Annotated in this window: 2 protein-coding genes and 1 pseudogene; all 3 read right to left on the bottom strand. The window is 39.1% G+C overall.

Annotated features, from left to right (window positions below; translation table 11 throughout):
- The coding region (locus tag SMIDD26_RS05630; protein WP_134990197.1) for a winged helix-turn-helix transcriptional regulator at positions 1-288 on the bottom strand (288 nt) is incomplete at its 3' end.
- Positions 281-833, bottom strand: a pseudogene (locus SMIDD26_RS05625) (GNAT family N-acetyltransferase). The pseudogene SMIDD26_RS05625 and the gene SMIDD26_RS05630, both read right to left, overlap by 8 nt.
- 15 nt (positions 834-848) lie before the next feature.
- On the bottom strand, positions 849-1,599 hold a 751-nt coding region (locus tag SMIDD26_RS12940; protein WP_246746933.1), incomplete at its 5' end, for a UDP-N-acetylglucosamine 1-carboxyvinyltransferase.

The raw sequence follows: 1,599 nt of genomic DNA, 5'->3' as shown, positions 1-1,599 counted from the left end.
CTTACTAAATTCTCTCTCTAAACCTTCTTGTCCAGCCAGAACCTCAGAAGAGGTCACTTCAGCAATTTCAGCAAAAGTTAATCTTTCGATAGCAACTTTCTGGGATTTAACACGAATTGTTCCACTTCTAGGACGGGTCTCCACAATTCCACGGTTTTCAGCTTCCTTGATAGCGCGATAAGCCGTTCCATCACTAACTCCTAGATGGTTGGAAATGCTACGAACACTGACCCTTTTACCTACTGGTAATTCTTCCAAATAGCTTAGAATTTCCTGATGCTTACTCATTGAATTCTCCTTTTACATACCGAAATTCAAGATAATCCCGCATTTTTCTTGTGTAGCGATCACTTCCTTTAAACTGACGAAACAAACTAAATCCAGACTTAAGGGCAACCCGTTGGCTAGCTTCATTTTCAAGGTGGGTAATGATAGATAATTGTTTTAAGCCAAATTCCTCAAAAGAAAGCTGACAAATTTTTCTAACAACCTCTGTCATAAATCCTTGCGACCAAGCATCTTTTCTCAAAAAATAGCCAAGCTCAGCTTCTTTTTTGATTTCATCTAACTTCTCAAATTTAATAGAACCAATCATTTGTTGATTTTTCTGGTCACAAATTGCCCACACTCCCAAAGGAGACTTCATAAAGTAATTGGCCAGTGCATATTGACTTTCTTCCAGACTTGCCTGAGTTGGGGAAAATAAATTGAAGATTTTCTGGATTTGAAGCTATCTGGTGGAAGTCCTGACTATCACTAAAAAAGAAAGGACGCAAATACAAGCGATCCGTTTCAAAAAAAGAAAACATTGCTAATTTGGTCCAAATATTCATAAACACCTCTACGGTTTAATCCTCAACAAGTCTAATATCCGCTCCTAGATTACGTAATTTTTCAATAATATCAGAATAACCACGTAAGATAAACTCGATATTGGTAATTTCAGTTTGCCCCTCGGCCATCAAACCAGCAATAACTAAAGCTGCACCAGCTCTCAGGTCAGTTGCTTTAACACTGGCTCCACGTAAATCACGACCACCTGTGTACAAAATATGACCATTTGTCGTCGAAATGTCCGCATCCATCTTTGCTAGTTCAAAAACATGATTTACACGTTTTTCGTAAATCGTATCAACAATTGTACCACGACCATTCGCTCTTAGTAAAAGTGGGGTAATCGGTTGTTGCAAATCAGTTGCAAAGCCCGGGTAAGGAGCTGTCTTAATATTGATTGCTTTCAAACTAGACTGTTCCTCGACAAAAATGCTGTCTTCAGATACAGTCATTCTCACTCCCATTTCTTCCAGCTTAGCAATAAATCCTTCTAGGTGTTCGTAAAGAACATTATTTATACGAATCCCCTTGCCGACTGCAGCAGCTAAAGAAATATATGTTCCAGCTTCGATACGGTCTGGAATCACCTGATGACGGGTTCCATGTAATCTTTCAACACCATCAATAATGATGATATTAGTTCCTGCACCGCGTATATGGGCTCCCATATTATTCAAGAGGGTAGCTACATCAATAATTTCAGGTTCACGGGCTGCATTTTCAATAATAGTACGACCATTCGCTTTAACCGCAGCAATCATCGTA

The sequence above is a fragment of the Streptococcus mitis genome (genome assembly GCF_001579035.1).
GTDB classification, from domain to species: domain Bacteria; phylum Bacillota; class Bacilli; order Lactobacillales; family Streptococcaceae; genus Streptococcus; species Streptococcus mitis_J.
The sequence above is the reverse complement of the archived record's forward strand: the minus strand, read 5'-3'. Positions and strand labels throughout refer to the sequence as shown.